This is a genomic window from Bacillus sp. DX3.1 (genome assembly GCF_030292155.1).
Lineage (GTDB): Bacteria > Bacillota > Bacilli > Bacillales > Bacillaceae_G > Bacillus_A.
Genome location: NZ_CP128159.1, coordinates 45,146 through 63,833, shown reverse-complemented (window position 1 = coordinate 63,833; position 18,688 = coordinate 45,146). Strand labels below are relative to the sequence as shown.

The window sequence follows — 18,688 nt, the reverse complement described above, 5'->3', positions numbered from 1 at the left end:
CTCATATATTTTCGACAAAACAAAAAAGCATCTAATTTAAATTAGATGCGGAATGTATCAAGGACGGGTTAAAAAGTACCATGAAAAACATGCTGGAATGCATTATGCCCTTAAACTTTATGAGGAAGGAAATATGACAGTAAAACAAATTTGTGAAATTACCAATGTTTCAAGATCCGCTTTATATAGAAAACTACAAGATAAAATATAAGAAAAAACACCCGCCTAAATTGGAAAAATTTTCGGTTGTGGTGGGTTATTCTTCGAATCGTTTCCGTACCCCTTTTTCTGTATCACTAAATCTATGAACACATAAAAAAGGAAGAGAATTTTTATAATTCTCTTCCTTTTTTATGTATTGTTACACACGTACCGCTGTACCGCTTACAGCCACCATTAACATTCCATCACGAACGACTTCGTAGTCTACATCAATACCGACAATTGCATTTGCACCTTTTTGCTTCGCAAGAACTTTCATTTCTTCCATTGCAATATCACGTGCTTCTTTCAATTTACTTTCATATGCACCAGAACGGCCACCGACAACGTCACGAACAGAAGCGAAGATATCACGTACGATATTTGCACCCATAATTGCTTCACCGTTTACGATGTCTACATACTCAATAATTTCTTTACCCTGAATAGTATTAGTTGTTGTTACAATCATTACTAGCACTCTCCTATAATATCTAAAAATTTATTATTTCTTATACATTTATTATGGTTCTGGTGCAAAAACTTTAATATACGTGTAAGTAATCTCTAACACTTGGACATACTGATCCTATTACTCTAGAAAAGGTGTGATCGGTATGGCAAAGGAACATGTATTCAAGTGGAAACATTATCAGCCTGATGTTATCTTATTAACGGTAAGATGGTACCTACGGTACAACCTCAGTTTTCGTGATTTAGTCGAAATGATGGAGGAACGGGGCTTATCCATTGCTCATACAACGATTATGCGTTGGGTTCACCAATATGGTCCTGAGTTAGATAAGAGAGTTCGTCGTCATCTTAAGAAAACGAATGATTCTTGGCGAGTAGACGAGACGTATATTAAGGTCAAAGGAAAGTGGATGTATTTATATCGTGCAGTTGATTCAGAAGGAAACACCATTGATTTCTACCTAAGCAAAACAAGAAATCACAAGGCTGCAAAGCGTTTCTTCAAGAAAGCTTTGCAGTCTTTTCATGTTTCACAGCCTCGTGTGATAACCATCGATAAGAATCCCGCCTATCCTATAGCAATTGAAGAGTTGAAGAATGAAAAAAAGATGCCTGTAGGCATCCAAATAAGGCGAGTGAAATATCTCAATAACATCGTGGAACAAGATCATCGATTTATTAAAAAGCGAGTGCGTTCGATGTTAGGATTCAAGTCATTTCGTACAGCCACTTACATACTGAGTGGCATAGAAGCGATGCATATGATGAAAAAGAAGCAACTTCATCAAGGGGTAAAGTCTGCCCAAAATCAAAAAGATTTCATTGATAAATTGTTTGGTATCGCATCATAATCTGTAATTTAGTAGGAAATTCAGGTCCTACTTTTTTTATAATTTATTTTTGCACCAGAACCCTTTTTTCTATAGTCTAAAACATTTTTTTAATGGGACATTTTCATGCATTTCAGAGGATTGTAGTCATGCTAGATTTTAATTTAATAATTTATCGAATTAATTAATTTCTACCTTTACTGCTAAAGTATTTATAGATTATTGCAACAAAAAAAGAACCACTAGAAGTACAGTGGTTCTTTTTTGATTGGTATCTTTCTAATGTGATGAAGATTTTAGTGTTTATACAACATATGTTGATTAATTTTATCTCGGATTGCACTTGCAATAAATTCTTCAATAGAACTGTTCGTCTCTTGTACAATTTTTGTAATTGAATGGTATTCATTGCTTGTGATCGTTACTGATTTAGTCACGCTGCTGCTATCTAAATACACGCTATTATTAACACGTCTTGTTAGTTTTCCTTCTATTATATACGGGGTTAAACAATCAATCCATTCTACCTGCATTTGCATTGGTAATTGAATAATAGATTGACGAACATCAAAATACCAGAATCCATCTTCCTCAGAAACCTTAATATTTCGTGGTGATACATGCTGTAGTACTAAATCAATTAAGTGAAAAATGTTACTACGTAATTGATCTGATTTAGGAAAACGAAATTTTACAAACTTTTGATGATGACTTCTTGGTTTATCGGATAGAACATATGAGGGCTTATACCCCATTTTAGTTGCATCTTCTAGTGTCATATTGTTTCCAAACTCATCAATAAGCAAAATATCCCCACGCTTCGGAATGGATATAATGCGTGCTAATTTATTACCCTCCATAAATTTTTGGAACAATACTACATTATGCTTTTGTGAGAATGTATAGAGAGTATTTGTCTGATCCAACTGCTGTACCAGTCCGTGTATCTCTTCCTCTTTTACAAATTTCGTTTCACGATTCCGATGTTTCTGTATAGTACAAGTCAAATCCCCTTCTTCTATCCACTTTTCAAGCTGATACATACTCACATTATAATCTTTAGTTGCCTGATATAAGGTAATTCCTTCTGTTTCACGTTCTTCTTTCAATTTTTCTATATCTTCTCGCTTAAATAAAAAACTGCCATCTAAACGCCAGGTATCTCTATTAATTGGATTTAATTGACCTTGCTTCAAAAGAGTATTGAAAATGAAGCCACTAATTTTTAAATAAGCCTTTACTTCATTCGTATTCATATTCATTTCTTGCATTTCAAACATTCTCTTTCCTCCTACGAGTAATCTTCTTTTATGTGAAATTTATAATTTTATTATGTAAAGTTAGGCTACTAAAATATATGATTTAAATTAATTATAACACAAGTAACACTTAATTTATTTTTAAACATATGTGAAAGATAAATTCATTTTCTAATTAAATTATCTTTTTTATAATTAGAAAACATATAAAAGATAATTTTTAAAAATAATTTAACTACAACCATAGAAAATGCGGGTTTTTCTATAGTTGTTATTCATTTACTAATAATTAAAGTTTAATTTCTTTATACAACTAGTTTTACATGTATATAGGTTATAATAGTAATATATTGTAATTCCGTTAGGAGTTGATATATGATGAAATTTGAAATAAATACACTACATAAGGATAGTTCTTTAGAAATTATTGAAAAACAAAAACAAGAATTTGCAAATATAATTGCAATTTGGAATGAAGATATTCTAAAACAAGCGGAGCACAGAAAAGAAAACAATGAACGAGAAGATAAACAAACGTATGATAGTTTTTCTGATGAAGAGATACTGTACTACTATTTAAACCGACAAACTCATTTTGATAAGGAAAAACGGATAAAGGATAATTCACGTGTTTTATATGCACGTGATCTAAGTCAGTTCTATTTTTTTATTAAACAAAGCAAAGAGTTTCTGCAGCAAGATGTAAAAGATTACGAAGATGGTCGTGTATGGAGGAATCTACGAAAACGTCATATCCGTAACTATCAGAGATGGTTGTCAGAGGAGGCAGTTTCCTATCAATCCAAGGAGAAATACAAACCGTCCACAATAAGTAGAAAGCTAGGTGTAATTCGATCCTATTTAAAATGGTTATATGAAATCGGATATATTCAGGAGCCACTTCATGTAGAAGTATTGAGTACCACAGTAGGCAAGCATCATAAACCAAAGAGGGATTTATCCTATGAAGAAGTAAAGCAGTTACTTCGCTATTATCAGGATAACGAGATTAATTATGCTTTATTATCTATTCTTGCGACAACGGGGTTACGTGTCGCGGAAGTTGCTCATGCGAAGTGGGAAAATCTTGAATTTGATTCAATACGTGATCGGTATTACTTGACTGTAGATACAAAGGGTAATGGTGAAAGAATTGTTTCTATTAATAAGGAGATTTTTCATCGTATTGTTGCCTTTCGTATACGCCGACGACTTCCTATTAGTATAGGTAATAAAAATGGTGGTACCATCTTTCAAACCAAAAATCATACAGCATATCGAGAAAATTATTTATCTCAGTACATTACAAAGATTATTAAGGATACGGAGCTACCGTTTACGAAAGATATTAGAATAACGCCTCACTTCTTTAGACACTTTTATGTACAGTACTTGTACGATTACAAAGAGTTACCACCGCATCTTATCGCAGCCGCAGTAGGTCATAAAGATGATAGAACGACAAAAGAAAATTATTTAAAACAAAGGCTGGTTAAAGATAATGATGCAGGAAATTTAATTAGTGAAGATGAATTTTAATATGTAATTAATACACAATAAATTTAAAAAAGGAAAGGTAAAACCGATATCGGTTTTACCTTTCCTTTTGAATTGTTTTAAATATTTATACTGCATAGACTTCAATTTTTGTAGGATTAGAAAAGCGACGTTCTAATTCTTTTTTGATTTTTTCAATAGCAAAGAACGCAGAAGATGCATATACAGTGATTACTTTTTTTATAAAAGTATTACCCGTTATTAAAATGTATCTTACTGAATATGATGAAATCATACTCTCACCCTTTCACATATCTATTGTATTTAATATATACGCTGACAGGTGTGGATATATTCTCAAAAGATATAAGGTAAGTAGACAAGTGGTATGAAAGGGTTTTTGCACCAAAACTAAAGAGCTGCTCCTGAATAGATACAGGAGCGGCTCTTTGAATGTAGTTGCTCGATTCATTGAATTCCATGCATTATAATAATATCTTTCGGATTTCTTCTGTACTTAGACCTGTGAATTTCGCAATGTCTGCTAACGGCATACCACTCTTATGCATACCACGAATTAATTAAGTTTTGCCTTTTTCCATACCCTCTTGTTCTGCATGTGCCAGCTTCGCTTGTTCATCAAGTAAAAGCTTTTCACGAGCTTCATATGCAAGTCGGAAAGAAGAATCATGACTCATATTTTCCCATTTATCCATCGCTTTTTGTAAGATTGGATCTTGATTCATAGCAATCTCCTCCAGTGTTTGAGTTAAATGTTCATCTTCATGTGCCGGTAATAATAACATCCAACGAACAAATGCATTTTCCCATGGGTTCACTTTTTCTTCGCGCCACTGTTTAACTAACTTTGGGATTTCTACAAAATGGATTTCCATATCATCACACAACACTTGATGGGTCCTTGTATTCCAGAGTTTCCCTGTTGTATGAAATGCTTCTTCACTAGAAAACAACTTGAAATCTAATAGGTTAATGGTTATTGTTTTTCGAAGCGAACGATAAGGCATGCCTTCTTGCATTTGAGAGGTATATAATTTAGACCAATAATAGAGGGAACGTTTAATCATATCATGCGTATTGCGGAGCTGTATCTCTACATTTATTTGTGTCCCATTATCAAGGGTTGCGAGTAAATCTAAAATGGACAATTTATCATCTTCATATGCTTTGTGGAGATGTGGGTCTTCCAATTGTAAAGATACAATCGGCACATCTAAAGATTCTTCTAAAATGGCATTAAGAAAGCCAGTGAGAATATCTTCACTTCCTTTTGTACCAAATAATTGTTTAAACGCAAAATCAATTCGTAAATTTACTAACTTATTGGACATGGATTTCCTCTCCCTGTCGTTTCTTTTTCTTAGTATTATTGTACAAGATAAATCGATTTGTATGCAAATCCCTCTTCTGTGTGTACAGTATTTCAGGGTGGTTATTTTTTCGTATGCATTGGTAAAGTATATCTTAACTGATACCTGTCCTTTCTAACCCTTCGCGTATACATGAATTTGTGAAAGTTCCTCTTTTACTCACCATTTCCGTGAAACAATCCCCAATTTTAAACAGCTCATAAGAGAATTATGTGTCGGGTAGTTCAAAAGATATTTGGTACATTACAAAATTGCTTTTTAGAAAAAGCTATTTACCATAATTTCCACCATGGTTTCTTCTTTGTTGCGGCTGTCTCTAATAATATTTTCTTTTCTTCTTGTATCTCTCTTATCACACTCATAAACTGCTGATCGCGTTTCTCTAACTTTTCATCAATATACCGCTGTTGTGCATCTAATTTATGTGTCAGTTTCTCTAGCAAATGGTTTTGCTGCTGAATCATTTCTTTCAGTTCATTATATCGTTCGTTATGTTGTTCGGCTTCTGTTATAACGTTTGTGTCATCCTCTGATACATCTTTCTCTTTTATCCATATCATTACTGCGTTACAAGCCTGTTTTAATGTCATATCAGGATGTGATTTAATCTCAATTAACCGTCTCAGCGTGATAACATCTTGATCTAGGAATCCCCTGTGGCCATGCTCATTCTTATGGAATGGGTATCCGGCTTCCTCTAGCATGATGCAGTACTTCCGTAAAGTTGACTCTTGAACCTTGAGCATCATCGCTACGTCCTTGCTAATATACACCAGCTGAGAGCTTCCTGCTTCATTAGCCATATCACCATCACCTCGCGTTATAGCATTCGTGATGTTAGAAAGAGATTCCTTGTCCTCGCCAAAACCCCCTATAAATAAACAATTTATTTATAATCTAGTTATCTTAAGTAGTATCATGGGTACAACCTAGCCTGCATACAATTTATACGAATGGTCCATGTGATATATGAAATTTATTTTAAAAAAAGAGATCCGTTTATTTTAAACAGATCTCTTTTTCTATGGCTGCATAGTCTTTTTCTACAGCTGTCTACTTGACGGGGGTAAGACCAATCAGTCTGTCCAAAATCAGAAAGAGTTCATCCACCAAATGTTTGGACTTATAGCATAAAATACGATTTCACTAGGAATCTACTATTATCCGCGTTCTTCTTCATATATTTGCACCAGAACCGTTTTCTTAAAGATCTAGTACTTGCTTCACATACATCAATCAAAGTTCTCTCAGGTCTTTTCTTCTTAACTGCTTTATTCGTTGTATTTGTTTTGGAGAAAAAGAAAAGGAATATGGCTAAATCATAGTGCTCCCAGTAGCACGACGTAGGGGTTTGCTGCTCTCTACAGGGAATAATGAGGATAAGGGGTATCTTTATTGGTGAAGGTGCTTGAATACATAACACAAAATATTGGGACCACCTGTAAAAAATGGACTTAACAACTTCTGATAACGATGATTATGTGAATGGAAAATCCCTTTTCAGGTTATAAATATCTTTTACAGTCTAAAACATTTTTATGAAATATAATTTAGTTATTTTAGAAAGAATAACATTTTTTATACTTGAGGATAGAAAAATTCTTAAGTTAATGAGTATGGCGTACCGCTCACATTTTAACGGAAATATACGCTAAGCAAAATTCGGCATGAAAAAGCGTTGATTTTACTAATCTAAGAAAATCACCTAATCTCAAAAACGTCGGTAAGTATTTGAGACAAATGCACTTCAACGTAAAATAAGCTAAAAATAGCTTAAATGGTGTCTCAAAACTTATCTTAAATTAAAATCCCAATTGAAATTATGCTATTGGTTTTTGAAAGTCTCTTAGCGTATAAAAATTTAAAAATGTGCGTGCTACACCTTTTTAAATTTCTGTTCAATCTTATCATGTACTGATTCGATTTTTTCAGGCAACACAAATAAATACTGGATAAGGACTTCTAATAATTCTGTTAATAAAGCTACTGTTTCATCATCAATTTCCTGTTTCAATTCAAGCATCCCATAAAGAGGACTGTCCGGATGAACGAGGTGGCCAACATCTTGAATCGGTTTAGTTAAATCGATATATTTTGGCAATTGCTCAAATTGCTGGGAAAGAGACTGCCCATTATTTTTCTCTCCAAGAAAATGTTTGAGGACACTTTCAAGAACTCGTTTTGACATTACTGCAGCAGCAGAGTTATCTTTTGACTGACTGACATTTAAAGTAGAGCGATATGCCCTAAAAAGGTCTATAGGGATATGTTTATTGCGTTCGAGCTGATCCAAAGGATCTCTTAAATCCGAAGGACTATAAATATAAACATCTACTTCCTCATTTATTCGATCCATATAATCATTAAACATAATCACAAATTCTGATGGCTTTTTACATTCAAAACAAAGCCCTTCTGCGAATAATCCTCTTTTTGTAACATGGTAAAAATTAGTTTTTAACGTAAATTCACCTGATTTACCGCATTTAGGACACTCGCTTTTTACATTTTTCGGAACCTTTAAATATCCATACTGGGTATAAGACAAAATGGCCCCTGGCAATATTTTTCTCATTTAAACCTCCTAAAAACTCACCCCTAATACGTAACTTATATAAATATTTCTGGTAACTATTCAGTCACCTCATGAAGATATAAGATAGTTAGAAAAATTTACTAAACAAATATGTTTACCTGTTTTATTACAAGATGTAGTGGTATCGCACATGTTTGTGTTGTAGCAAAAAAATAGACTGAATTTTCGCCTATGAAACTCCTAAATTAAAGGTATAGCTGAGTAGTTATTATTTCCATATAGTATATAATTGATAATAAAAATTTTTAAAGTTATACAAAAAGTATAACTTTAAAAATCATAATTACAATCTGTAATATATGGAAATGATAGTTTTTTCTAGTAGAGTATCACCATAAATGCCCACATTTTAACACCAAGGGGTAGCGCTAAAACAGAAAAACCAAGAGGGATTTTGGAACAATAAAAAAGTTATCATGAATAAGATAGCTTTTGATTAAATAACTATGTAAAATGCCTGGATGGTTACATAATATCCAGGGTTAACCCTTACGTGAGTGGAATATACCCTCCGCCTTAGAACGCTGAATCGCCCTAGCCTGTTGCAGTTTAATTCACAAAGGCTATTTTGAAATGGGTCTTAAATATTCATATAAACTCTAGAGAGTGATAGTAACAGGATAGTTACTATCAGATTGACATTCTATACAGTTCTTATAAAACATTGATCGTTATGAAAGTGGTTTTGGTGCAAAGAATCTCTTAAACTTGGACATACTGATACTATTACTCTGGAAAGGGTGCGTGATTGGTATGGAAAAGGAGAATGTATTCAAATGGAAGCATTACCAGCCTGAGATGATCCTTCTTACAGTGAGATGGTACCTACGGTATAATCTCAGCTTTCGTGATGTCTCTGAAATTCTGAAAGAACGTGGTGTTTCGGTTCACCCGACAACCATCATGCGTTGGGTTCACGAATATGGAAACCTTATTTATCAAATTTGGAAGAAGAAAAATAAAAACGTCCAATTATCTTGGAAGCTAGATGAAACCTATATAAAAGTCAAAGGAAAATGGTGTTATTTATATCGGGCAATAGATAAAGATGGGCACACATTGGATATTCAACTTCGTAAAAAACGGGATTATCAGGCTGCCCATGCCTTTATGAAAAGGTTAGTGAAAACATTTGGCGAACCAACGGTTCTCACAACAGACAAAGCGCCGGCATTACTATGCGCATTTAATAAATTAAGAAAACAAGGTTTTTATTCAAATACAACTCATTGTACAATCAAACATTTGAACAATCTCATCGAACAGGACCATCGACATGTCAAGAGATGTTTTGCCAAATCCTCCGGATTTCAAAATCTACGTCATGCTTCACGTACGATAAAAGGAATCGAAACCGTTCATGCCCTGTATAAACAAAGGCGAAGTCTTCAAATAGACTCCGCCTTTTCGGTGTATCATGAATTACAGCAATTACTAGTAGCCGCATAATATTTCTTCATATATTCAGGCCTTTGTTTATCTTTTAAGAAACTTTGCAACAGAACCCCTTACATAAAGGTGACAGTGTTGTAAGATTTCACAAATGAAAATATAAAAAGAATCATTCATATATAGGACTTTTAGTTTGTAATACAAGAAAAAATTCTTTCGTGTTAAAAGCGATCAAACTTAATTAGTAGGTTTTTTTATTAATTTTGTACTTACTAAAACGATAAATACGAAAAACCTTGAAAGGATTGATATTATTGGGTATTTTCTATTTGGGTATGCTTGTCTCTTCTCACTTTATATAGAAATAGCTCTATCACTGAAAGTAAACTAATATTTGAAAGTTTACATTCGCATTTATAAAAAATAAAAAGCACTTTTTAATGTTTTAAAAGTGCTTTAACTTGATGTTGATGTGACGGAACCTCAAGTATGTAGAAATTTAAAAAAGTCCCTTCATAATGCTAAAGGGACTTTGCTCACACAAATGATCTGTACATCAATTCATCTTTGATATACAGATCATTTGTATGATAATTTTAAAAAATAAGTGCAGAGAATTATATTACATGAATGCTTTTATAAGTGTTGTTACTAATGGAAGTACTCCACCTAAGAATGCTAAAACTGCCATTGCGATTGCCATATTATTTCCTCCTCTTTTTTCGTATTAAGATATGCTAATTTTTATAAATAATTGCTGAATAATGAACTTACATTACTGCTTTTAAAAGTTCTTGTACAAATGGAATGATTCCACCTAAAAATTTTAAAACTGCCATTGCGATTGCCATATTATTTCCTCCTCTTTTTTCGTATTAAGATATGCTAATTTTTATAAATAATTGCTGAATAATGAACTTACATTACTGCTTTTAAAAGTTCTTGTACAAATGGAATGATTCCACCTAAAAATTTTAAAACTGCCATTGCGATTGCCATATTATTTCCTCCTCTTTTTTCGTATTAAGATATGCTAATTTTTATAAATAATTGCTGAATAATGAACTTACATTACTGCTTTTAAAAGTTCTTGTACAAATGGAATGATTCCACCTAAAAATTTTAAAACTGCCATTGCGATTGCCATATTATTTCCTCCTCTTTTTTTGTATTAAGATGTGGTGAATCTTTATGCTTTTATTATAGTAAGTGCTTATAATTATATCAATATATTTTCATATGTAATATTGCATATGGAGGGTAAAGTCACGAAATATCACATTTTCGCATTAAGACATGTATTGGAAATTAATTGTTCCCTAAAACAAAAAAATGAACTGAATTCTTATAGATAACTGTGGTGAGATAAAATTTTTGTTTTGGGGTACTTCAAAATATTAGGTTGATAGCGATGTGGTGCTACCCTATATAAGCCATCCTATTCCTAATCCGATTAAGAAAGTAATAAATCCAAATCCGATGATCCTTAATATCGCTTCGAGAATTACTTCACTGAGTCCCATCATCCGCTTTCACCCCTTATCTTCTCTTATCGCCCTCAACTGTTCCATTTCCTTAAACACCGACTTGTCGATATCATCCGTTTCTTTTACTTCCTACGCCTTAACCACCTGAATCATAAGTAATAGGCAAAAGGCGAATCCTACTCCATATCCAATAAAGAAGCTCAACCACGTCATCCCATCACTTCCTTCGCAAAATAAAATAAGACGCTAAACCGATAACGGCAGCGCCTACAATAATTGCTATAAACTTAATCAAACTCATTTATCCTCACATTATTTATTTCTTTGTTTCCATACCCCATTCTCTTTACGATAAGTGTTCTTGCCATTCATAAAGTCAGCTGTATTGCCAGGAATGCTATATTTCTTATTCTTTTTCTTAGTCTTCTTCTTCAACCGCTTCTCTTCTTGAACAGCTTGTAAATCCGCCTTCCATTGCTTTAACAAAACCTTTTCTCTTCGCATCGAATTTATACCCCTTAGTTTAAATTACCCACCAAAGGTAAAAATTCTATTTTTTAACATAAATATCCTTTTATTTGAATATTGAATGTTTCCGTATCCCTCTTCAATAGACCAAGACAATATTAATATTTTAGGAAGAAATAGGGGTACGGCAACATCGCCATCAAGCTAAGGAAAACATAATACAGAAATATGTAAAATTTTCTTTGTAACACTTCAATAAAAAGAGGTATACAGAAAAAATGGCATGCTAAATAACCCTTAAGGGCTAGATTTTTTAAAACTATTTCATTTTTATTTTGATAGATGTTGTACGTATGCAATACCTAAGATATCAAACACCGTTTTCTTTCGATATCGATGTGACTTCTGTCCATTTTTATCAAGTAAATGAAACAAGCGAAGAAAACTTTTTGCTAACTGATTCGATTGATGTTGCATTTGTTGATATAGTACTCGAAAGTAATCATGAATCATATACATGGCTTTCCATTCACTCAGTTCTTTTTGTTTTTTAGCCAGTAGTAATTGTCGCATCTGGAACATCACTGTAGAAGATAATAAGAGCGCAATTAATTTTCCATAGATATGACACTCTAACCGTTCCTTTTTTATATTTGTATTGTGATGAATACGAAAAATCGATTTCCATGTTTTAAAAATGATTTCGATTTGCCAACGAAGGGAGTAGAATTCATGAATCGCTTCTTTTGAAACATATTCCGATGGAATATTAGTCACATACACATTGATTCCTTGCAATTTTTTAATTCGATCGCTAAAAGTTATCCTTTTCTTTTTCTCTTTATATGCACGATCTTTTCTACGTTGTGCTTCTTGCTCAGGAGTTAGCTTGTAAATCACGGCGCGTGCTGGAAGTCCATAATCACGACCAATGTAAACAACAGGAATTTCATAGCATTCACCTGGCTGTAGCTGATCCATAATGGCTTCTAAATCAATCATTGTGTATTGATATTTCTTCTTGATGGATCCGTTTTTAAAAGCAAGGATATGCTCATTTTTTTGAAATAGTTTGGTATTCATTTTTAGTCGAGATAAGTAGTAGGCCCCTTTTTGCTGTATCGCATCTAAATCAATTAAACTAAAATAACCTAAATCTCGTATGCATAGGTCTTGTAAATCAACAGTATGTTGAACTTCTTTTCCATAATTCACATCATTTTGTTTGCCAGGTCCCACTTCAACATGTAAAAACTGTCCACTCAGCAAATCATATTCTAGTTGTATTTTCACACCCGAAGCCTTCCCGCTTCCTCCAGATCCAGGATAGGACGCTGCAGAAACACTTGAGAACTAGAAAATTTTTTCATAGATATTCCTCCACTTTTTCTTAAATTTTATACAATAGAAAGAAAAAGGAAAGAGGGAATCAGACATGTATCCACTAGGTTCGAAAGAACATCCCATCATCGTAAAGGTTTCGTCTCAAACAAGAGCAGAGAAAGTGGCTGCGATTTGTGAGGCATACAATTTTTACTACATAGTTGGGCTAGAATTCAACGAAGATATATCGGATTTAAAAAAAGCAATCAAAGATTGCTCCAGACCAGCAAATATTTATGAGAATTGCCCTTGTAACAGTGGGAAGAAATACAAGTTTTGTTGCATGAACAAAGAAGTTGAGTTGGACATATAAAAAACGAGATACCTTCATTTTTTCGGTTTGGGGGTATCTTGATTTTGTTAACTTGATGGCGATGTTTCCGTACCCCCAAAACGAGAAAAACGAACTGAATTCCTATAGATAACTATAAAGAGATAAAATTTTCGTTTTGAGGATACTTTAAAATATTAGCTTGATGGGCATGTATAGTGACCCCTTATAGCAATAAAACCAGCTTATGTAATATTGCATATTAAAATGTATTGATATATATGTAAGCGCTTACTATAATAAGGGTATAAGGATTTACAACATCTTACTATACAAAATAAGAGGAGGAAATAATATGGCAATCGCAATGGCAGTTTTAAAATTTTTAGGTGGAATCATCCCATTCGTAGGAGAGCTTTTAAAAGCAGTAATGTAAGGGTTCTGGTGCAAATATAATCAAATTTGAAAAGAGATCGACAGATTCCGTTAGGAATCCACTGTTATGCAATGAGACCGAAGAGAGTATTGATAAGTTGTATCTGATTTCGGACAGACTTCTTTCCTTGAAGAGTTTGTCCCTTCTTGATCATATGCATAGCTTCAATACCAGCCAGCGTCGTTGACGCGGTTTGGAGAGACTGAAATCCAAGCATATACCGGATTCGTTTTTTGATAAACCGATGGTCTTGTTCGACCATATTGTTTAGATATTTTATTTGTCGTAACTGGGTTCCTAATGATAGGTTTCCTTCTTTTTGTGATTGTTTCACGGCTTTTGGATAGGCTGGATTTTTATCAACTGTGAGCACACGAGGTTTTGAGGTATGACAAGAAGCTAAGGCTTTTTTGAAGAAGCGTTTAGCTGATTTTGCTTTTCTATTTTTACTTAAATAAAAATCAACAGTGTTTCCTTCGGAATCCACCGCACGATATAAGTACATCCATTTTCCTTTCACTTTGATATAGGTTTCATCGACACGCCAAGAATCATTTGTTTTCTTTAAATGACGACGAACGCGTTTATCTAGCTCCGATCCATATCGATGAACCCAGCGCATAATCGTTGTATGAGCAATGGATAAACCACGTTCTTCCATCATTTCTATCAAATCTCGATAACTTAAACTGTACCGGAGGTACCATCTAACTGCTAACAGAATCATCTCCGGCTCATAACGCTTCCATTTAAAATCTACTGGTTTTGTCATTGTCATACACGTCCTTTATTTATTAATATTTTCCAGTGTACACAACGACAGTATTTTTTGCACCAGAACCCCCTTTCCAGAGTAATAGTATCAGTATGTCCAAGTTTAAGAGATTTTTTTGCACCAGAACCTCCAAAATTATCTTTTGTAGTTGAAGTTTTCCAAATAATAAGTTACATTTTTAAAGTTCAAGCAACTTTATGACAGTACAAAAAGAGGAGAAATATTGTTATTATGCCAAAAATGAAATGGAAGAACTATGTATGTTATTTTGTTATTCTTATACTTCTTGGAACAGCAGTAACAGTCAAACCAGCTATCTCTAAAGCTGAGGAATCTGATGTTAATATTACATTATTGGGTACTGCAGATATTCATGGTAGATTTATGCCTTGGGATTATGCGCTTGATGGTGCAAATATGAGTGGAAGTTTAACGCAGCTTTATACGGTTATAAAGAAGGTACGTCAAGAAAATCCAAATACCATATTATTAGATGCCGGGGATACAATTCAAGGAAACTCAGTAGAATTATTCAATGATAAGCCACAATCTCCAATGATGGTAGCGATGAATGCAATGGGATATGATGCTTGGGCATTTGGAAATCATGAATTCAACTTTGGATTAGATACATTGAAAAAAGTTAGTGAGCAATATAAGGGAAAGACGTTAGCAGGAAATATTTATAAGGAGAATGGAGAGCGTTTTCTTCCTGCATATACGATTGTTGAAAAAGGTGGAATTAAAGTTGGGATTATTGGCATGAATACACCAATGATTAGTGATTTTGAAAAAGGGACAGATCATTTGGCTGGTTTAGTGGTGAAAAATCCAGTAGAAGAGACAAAAAAGGTAATTAAAGAATTAGAAGGTAAAGTAGATGTAATGGTAGGGGTTATGCATATGGGACTAGAAAATGAGAATGGAATCCCTGGTACTGGGGTTCAAGATATTGCGAATGCTTGTCCGGAAATAAGCGCTATTTTTGCAGCTCATATGCATAAACTTGTTAAAAAAGAAGTTGTAAATGGTGTTATTATTACAGAACCAGATAAATATGGAACGCATATCTCACGTATTGACCTTACTTTTACAAAGCAAGATGGGAAGCTGGTTTTAAAAGATAAAACAGCTACCGCTTTACCTGTAAAAAATGCTGATGGAACAACGGTATTATCTGATCCTACACTTGAAGCAACACTAACACCTTTTCACGAGTATGCGAGAGGAGATGCAAATGTTGTAGTCGCTCAATTAAAGGGTAGAAATCTTGTTCCTGAAAATGAAATAAAGGGTATTCCAAGTGTGCAAATTCAAGAGACACCTTTATCAGATTTTTTTCATGAAGTCATGCTCTATTACAGCAAAGCAGATGTAGTAGCCCATCAAATTGATAACGATTATGCCCGTTTGGATGTAGGTCCTATTAAGAAGAAAGATATTGCGTATAATTACCAATATGCTTTGGGAGAAATTACAGTATATAAGATAACTGGGAAAGATTTAAAAGACTACATGGAATGGGCGGCAGGGTATTTTAACTCATCTCGTGCCGGAGATGTAACAGTTAGCTTTGATAAAACCCGCCGTGCGTCTAAATACAGTACGAACGATTTCTTTGGAGGCGTAAAATACGAAATTGACTTAACAAAACCATATGGAAGTAGAATTACAAATTTACGATCTATTCGTACAAATAAACCAATCAAAATGAGCGATGTTATGACGCTGGGAATGAATGCATATAGAATGGAGGCTCTTCAGGCAAAAGGGGGAGCTTTAGAGGGACGTAAGTTTGAACAAATTTGGTCATCTAAACAAGAGAATGCATTCGGAGAAACAGGTGGAACCATTCGTAACCTTGCTATTACATATTTAAAAGAGGTAAAGAATGGTGTATACACGCCAAAAGTTATGTATAATTGGAAAATTACTGGTGTAGATACACATTCTTCAGAGCATAAGGCTGTAGTGGATCTTGTAAATAAAGGAATTTTAGAAATTCCAAAAACAGAAGATGGAAAATATACAAATATAGCTTCTATAAATACTAAAGATTCAATTACAAAAGAAGAGATTGTAGCACTCTCTCAAAAAGCTAATATTAATCCGAATCAGTTTAATCATGTAAAAACAAAAGGTGAATTTTACAAAAAACTTAATAGGATTATTAAAAAAATATAAGAAAAATCTGGTTCTGGTGCAAAAAATCTCTTAAACTTGGACATACTGATATTACTACTCTACAAAAGGTGTGTGATCAGTATGGAAAAGGAAAATGTATTCAAATGGAAGCATTACCAGCCTGAGATTATCCTTCTTACAGTGAGATGGTACCTACGGTATAATCTCAGCTTTCGTGATTTGGTGGAAATGATGGAGGAACGGGGCTTATCCATTTCTCATACAACGATTATGCGTTGGGTTCATCAGTATGGTCCTGAATTGGACAAACGAATTCGTCGTCACCTCAAGCAAACAAATGACTCGTGGAGAGTCGATGAAACATATATCAAAGTAAAAGGTCAATGGATGTACCTGTACCGTGCTGTCGATTCGAAAGGAAACACAATCGATTTTTATCTAAGTAAATCAAGAGATAAACAAGCAGCCAAGCGCTTTTTCAAGAAAGCCTTGGCTTTTTCATACGTGTCTAAACCTCGTGTGATAACAGTAGATAAGAACCCTGCCTATCCTGTAGCGATGCAAGAGTTGAAAGAAGAGAACCATATGCCTGAAGGCATACAACTAAGGCAAGTTAGATATCTTAATAATATAGTGGAACAAGATCATCGTTTTATCAAGAAGCGTGTGCGTTCTATGTTGGGATTTAAGTCGTATAAAACAGCAACTTCTATATGGGGTACAGCCAACGTACTAACATAAAACCCACGTTAAGGGTTATTTGCACCGTAACAAAAACAATTTGTATCAAAACTATTTGATTACATTTTTGATACAGAACATTTTGGTTACTTACTATCTTTTGATACGGCAAAAACTCCTTAGCGTATGAAAATTAAGGTTTTAACTTCCAAAAAATGTATTAGCGTGGGTTCATTGACTTCACACCAAACTTCCTGATATCCTCAAAATTAACAACAAAAGTATACATTCAAAATACTGTAAATAAAGAGATCCAGAAATCTGTAAACAAAAAAACATCTCATTAATATAAAAAAGAATATCACCTTTAAAGGCGATATTCTTTTTTATATGTTCATCTAAGCAACTAAATAATTAAATGCCATATATATGGTTAAAAATACACCTAATACTAATTCAGGTTCTGTTGCAAAGTTTTCTAAAGTAAGCTAAACTCTGTAAAAAACAAACAAGGAGCGTAACAAATGGGATATTTTAAAGGAAAACAGTTCGAGAAAGATATTATCTTGGTAGCCGTTGGCTACTATTGTCGTTTTTCTTTAAGCTATCGCGATGTGTCTGAAATTCTCAAAGAACGTGGTATTTCTATTCATCCAACAACTATCATGCGCTGGGTTCATGAATATGGAAATCTTATCTATCAAATTTGGAAGAAGAAAAACAAAAACACATTGTTATCTTGGCGTTTGGATGAAACCTATATCAAAATTAAAGGAAAGTGGTGTTATTTATATCGAGCAATTGATAAAGAGGGACAAACACTTGATATTCAACTTCGTCAAAAACGAGACAAACAAGCAGCATATGCTTTTATGAAAAGACTCGCTCGAACTTTTGGAGAACCAACGGTTCTGACGACAGATAAGGCTCCTTCTTTAGCTTCCGCATTCAAAAAATTAAAGGAGATAGGTCTTTACAAAAATACCTTTCATCGTACAATAAAGTACCTCAATAATATCATCGAGCAAGATCATCGACATGTGAAACGTCGATTTTCCCGTTCCTTAGGCTTTCAAAGTCTTCGCCATGCCTCACGTACTATTAAAGGTATAGAAACTGTTCATGCCATATACAAACAAAAGCGAAGTCTTCAACCAAACTTCGTTTTTTCGACGTATAACGCATTACATGAATTATTAATAGTTTCATAAAACTGGTCCGCAATATTCCCCATCTCTTTATGTCTTCGGAAACTTTGCAACAGAACCACTATTATTAATATGATGAAAAACTGTAGCATAAACAAGAATCTAAAACAAATTAATTCTGGACATCCTCTTCAAGATAGGGTAATATGAAGTCAGCTTCACGTGAAGTTGACTTCATATAGAATTATGTTAGG

At 33.7% G+C, this 18,688-nt stretch carries 14 protein-coding genes and 3 pseudogenes; 8 read left to right on the top strand and 9 right to left on the bottom strand.

Annotated elements, in window-relative coordinates; translation table 11 throughout:
* Nucleotides 1-49 precede the first annotated feature (49 nt).
* Nucleotides 50-211: pseudogene (locus QRE67_RS26410) on the top strand (helix-turn-helix domain-containing protein); the annotation flags it as partial.
* Nucleotides 212-361: 150 nt separating this feature from the next.
* On the opposite strand, the gene QRE67_RS26405 reads toward QRE67_RS26410, so the two are convergent.
* Nucleotides 362-673, bottom strand: a complete 312-nt coding sequence (locus QRE67_RS26405) for a heavy metal-binding domain-containing protein (protein WP_286125543.1) — start codon at nucleotides 671-673, stop codon at nucleotides 362-364.
* 145 nt (nucleotides 674-818) lie between these two features.
* Between QRE67_RS26405 and QRE67_RS26400 the strand changes: the two genes are divergently transcribed.
* Nucleotides 819-1,526 carry an IS6 family transposase gene (locus QRE67_RS26400; RefSeq protein ID WP_286125542.1) on the top strand — a complete coding sequence of 236 codons (708 nt, stop codon included), beginning with the start codon at nucleotides 819-821 and terminating at the stop codon, nucleotides 1,524-1,526.
* A 275-nt stretch (nucleotides 1,527-1,801) separates the two neighbouring features.
* Here the strand turns inward: QRE67_RS26400 and QRE67_RS26395 are convergent, their stop codons facing one another.
* Nucleotides 1,802-2,785, bottom strand: coding sequence for a DNA-binding protein (locus QRE67_RS26395; protein ID WP_286125541.1), 984 nt, complete (start codon nucleotides 2,783-2,785; stop codon nucleotides 1,802-1,804).
* A 357-nt stretch (nucleotides 2,786-3,142) separates the two neighbouring features.
* On the opposite strand from QRE67_RS26395, the gene QRE67_RS26390 reads away from it, so the two are divergent.
* The gene (locus tag QRE67_RS26390) at nucleotides 3,143-4,303 is read left to right on the top strand and encodes a tyrosine-type recombinase/integrase (RefSeq protein ID WP_286125568.1); all 1,161 of its coding nucleotides are present in this window, start codon (nucleotides 3,143-3,145) and stop codon (nucleotides 4,301-4,303) included.
* A gap of 85 nt (nucleotides 4,304-4,388) precedes the next feature.
* Here the strand turns inward: QRE67_RS26390 and QRE67_RS26385 are convergent, their stop codons facing one another.
* From QRE67_RS26385 to QRE67_RS26370, 4 genes and pseudogenes are all read right to left on the bottom strand, one after another.
* On the bottom strand, nucleotides 4,389-4,556 hold the full coding sequence (locus QRE67_RS26385) for a hypothetical protein (protein WP_000625960.1): 168 nt from the start codon (nucleotides 4,554-4,556) through the stop codon (nucleotides 4,389-4,391).
* A 190-nt stretch (nucleotides 4,557-4,746) separates the two neighbouring features.
* Nucleotides 4,747-5,613: pseudogene (locus tag QRE67_RS26380) on the bottom strand (Rpn family recombination-promoting nuclease/putative transposase).
* A gap of 311 nt (nucleotides 5,614-5,924) precedes the next feature.
* Nucleotides 5,925-6,455 carry a DUF3967 domain-containing protein gene (locus QRE67_RS26375; protein ID WP_286125540.1) on the bottom strand — a complete coding sequence of 177 codons (531 nt, stop codon included), beginning with the start codon at nucleotides 6,453-6,455 and terminating at the stop codon, nucleotides 5,925-5,927.
* 1,073 nt (nucleotides 6,456-7,528) lie between these two features.
* Complete coding sequence (locus tag QRE67_RS26370) at nucleotides 7,529-8,227, bottom strand: DUF4145 domain-containing protein (RefSeq protein WP_286125539.1); 699 nt, start codon at nucleotides 8,225-8,227, stop codon at nucleotides 7,529-7,531.
* Between the two features lie 774 nt (nucleotides 8,228-9,001).
* Between QRE67_RS26370 and QRE67_RS26365 the strand changes: the two genes are divergently transcribed.
* The gene (locus QRE67_RS26365) at nucleotides 9,002-9,697 is read left to right on the top strand and encodes an IS6 family transposase (protein ID WP_286125538.1); all 696 of its coding nucleotides are present in this window, start codon (nucleotides 9,002-9,004) and stop codon (nucleotides 9,695-9,697) included.
* A 1,742-nt stretch (nucleotides 9,698-11,439) separates the two neighbouring features.
* Here the strand turns inward: QRE67_RS26365 and QRE67_RS26360 are convergent.
* Nucleotides 11,440-11,631, bottom strand: coding sequence for a hypothetical protein (locus QRE67_RS26360; protein ID WP_286125537.1), 192 nt, complete (start codon nucleotides 11,629-11,631; stop codon nucleotides 11,440-11,442).
* 294 nt (nucleotides 11,632-11,925) lie between these two features.
* A pseudogene (locus tag QRE67_RS26355) lies at nucleotides 11,926-12,933 on the bottom strand (IS4 family transposase); the annotation flags it as partial.
* A gap of 97 nt (nucleotides 12,934-13,030) precedes the next feature.
* On the opposite strand from QRE67_RS26355, the gene QRE67_RS26350 reads away from it, so the two are divergent.
* Nucleotides 13,031-13,291, top strand: coding sequence for an SEC-C metal-binding domain-containing protein (locus QRE67_RS26350; protein WP_286123147.1), 261 nt, complete (start codon nucleotides 13,031-13,033; stop codon nucleotides 13,289-13,291).
* A gap of 458 nt (nucleotides 13,292-13,749) precedes the next feature.
* Here QRE67_RS26350 and QRE67_RS26345 read toward each other — a convergent pair whose 3' ends face one another.
* A complete protein-coding gene (locus tag QRE67_RS26345) occupies nucleotides 13,750-14,457 on the bottom strand; it encodes an IS6 family transposase (protein WP_286125536.1) in 708 nt (235 codons plus the stop codon).
* Between the two features lie 234 nt (nucleotides 14,458-14,691).
* Between QRE67_RS26345 and QRE67_RS26340 the strand changes: the two genes are divergently transcribed.
* From QRE67_RS26340 to QRE67_RS26330, 3 genes are all read left to right on the top strand, one after another.
* Nucleotides 14,692-16,644, top strand: a complete 1,953-nt coding sequence (locus QRE67_RS26340) for a bifunctional metallophosphatase/5'-nucleotidase (protein ID WP_286125535.1) — start codon at nucleotides 14,692-14,694, stop codon at nucleotides 16,642-16,644.
* A gap of 81 nt (nucleotides 16,645-16,725) precedes the next feature.
* A complete protein-coding gene (locus QRE67_RS26335) occupies nucleotides 16,726-17,346 on the top strand; it encodes an IS6 family transposase (RefSeq protein ID WP_483298650.1) in 621 nt (206 codons plus the stop codon).
* A 464-nt stretch (nucleotides 17,347-17,810) separates the two neighbouring features.
* Complete coding sequence (locus tag QRE67_RS26330) at nucleotides 17,811-18,497, top strand: IS6 family transposase (RefSeq protein WP_098929416.1); 687 nt, start codon at nucleotides 17,811-17,813, stop codon at nucleotides 18,495-18,497.
* Nucleotides 18,498-18,688: the final 191 nt, after the last annotated feature.

What these genes read in the sequence shown, in the direction of transcription:
- QRE67_RS26345 (WP_286125536.1), bottom strand. Translation starts at nt 14,457, where the DNA reads ATGACAAAACCAGTAGATTTTAAATGGAAGCGTTATGAGCCGGAGATG.
- QRE67_RS26375 (WP_286125540.1), bottom strand. Translation starts at nt 6,455, where the DNA reads ATGGCTAATGAAGCAGGAAGCTCTCAGCTGGTGTATATTAGCAAGGAC.
- QRE67_RS26335 (WP_483298650.1), top strand. Translation starts at nt 16,726, where the DNA reads ATGGAAAAGGAAAATGTATTCAAATGGAAGCATTACCAGCCTGAGATT.
- QRE67_RS26330 (WP_098929416.1), top strand. Translation starts at nt 17,811, where the DNA reads ATGGGATATTTTAAAGGAAAACAGTTCGAGAAAGATATTATCTTGGTA.
- QRE67_RS26365 (WP_286125538.1), top strand. Translation starts at nt 9,002, where the DNA reads ATGGAAAAGGAGAATGTATTCAAATGGAAGCATTACCAGCCTGAGATG.
- QRE67_RS26385 (WP_000625960.1), bottom strand. Translation starts at nt 4,556, where the DNA reads ATGATTTCATCATATTCAGTAAGATACATTTTAATAACGGGTAATACT.
- QRE67_RS26360 (WP_286125537.1), bottom strand. Translation starts at nt 11,631, where the DNA reads ATGCGAAGAGAAAAGGTTTTGTTAAAGCAATGGAAGGCGGATTTACAA.
- QRE67_RS26370 (WP_286125539.1), bottom strand. Translation starts at nt 8,227, where the DNA reads ATGAGAAAAATATTGCCAGGGGCCATTTTGTCTTATACCCAGTATGGA.
- QRE67_RS26400 (WP_286125542.1), top strand. Translation starts at nt 819, where the DNA reads ATGGCAAAGGAACATGTATTCAAGTGGAAACATTATCAGCCTGATGTT.
- QRE67_RS26395 (WP_286125541.1), bottom strand. Translation starts at nt 2,785, where the DNA reads ATGTTTGAAATGCAAGAAATGAATATGAATACGAATGAAGTAAAGGCT.
- QRE67_RS26405 (WP_286125543.1), bottom strand. Translation starts at nt 673, where the DNA reads ATGATTGTAACAACAACTAATACTATTCAGGGTAAAGAAATTATTGAG.
- QRE67_RS26350 (WP_286123147.1), top strand. Translation starts at nt 13,031, where the DNA reads ATGTATCCACTAGGTTCGAAAGAACATCCCATCATCGTAAAGGTTTCG.
- QRE67_RS26340 (WP_286125535.1), top strand. Translation starts at nt 14,692, where the DNA reads ATGCCAAAAATGAAATGGAAGAACTATGTATGTTATTTTGTTATTCTT.
- QRE67_RS26390 (WP_286125568.1), top strand. Translation starts at nt 3,143, where the DNA reads ATGAAATTTGAAATAAATACACTACATAAGGATAGTTCTTTAGAAATT.